Genomic DNA, 653 nt, shown 5'->3' with positions numbered 1-653 from the left:
CAGGAGCTTGAGAAAGTTGCCTCCGGCTCCGGGAACATGTCTGTCTTCATGAAGCAGATTTCCACCTGGATCTGCCAAATGGTTGAGCAGCTCAAAGTGGCCGCACCGGTTCTGACCAAAGAAGGTGGCGCGATGGCTAAAGCCTTCGAGGGCGCGAAGCCTCCTTCACACGAATGCTTCAACTGCGGTGGAGAGATGCACCGGATCAAAGGGAAGCACGGTTTTTTCTGGGGCTGCCAGAACGAGGCTTGCAAGAAGACGTTCCCAGACAACCGAGGGAAACCCGAGAAACGTACCGCGGCGGAGGATTGTCCAGACTGCCCAGATTGCGGTAGCCCGATGCGTCTCAGGAAAGGAAAAGCCCCTGGCAAGAAACGAGCCTCTAAGTTCTGGGGCTGCACAGCGTATCCCGATTGCAAAGGCACTATGCCCTTCAAAAAGTCGGACTTTATGGATTGATAGAGGAATTAAGTATGTTTGGAAAAATCATTTTAACTGCGATGCTCACAACCAGCTCTGCCACTGCCGAAGATGCCGGGAAGAACATCGCCTCAGGCTTGGCAACTGCATCTACCCGCCAAATAGGTCAGGCCATCATGCCAACTCTAGCTATCGGCTCGGCCATTGCAAAAAGCGCAGGAAAAGGCATGGTG

At 53.6% G+C, this 653-nt stretch carries 1 protein-coding gene and 1 pseudogene; both read left to right on the top strand.

Features of this window, described 5'->3' with window-relative positions; translation table 11 throughout:
* Positions 1 to 459 (top strand): type I DNA topoisomerase (locus R7R78_RS27045; RefSeq protein ID WP_225474726.1); only part of this gene is annotated, 459 nt, incomplete at its 5' end.
* 14 nt (positions 460 to 473) lie between these two features.
* Positions 474 to 653 (top strand): annotated as a pseudogene (locus R7R78_RS27040) (hypothetical protein); the annotation flags it as partial.

This window comes from Vibrio sp. 2134-1 (genome assembly GCF_033339495.1).
This window is presented reverse-complemented; position numbering and strand designations above follow the sequence as displayed.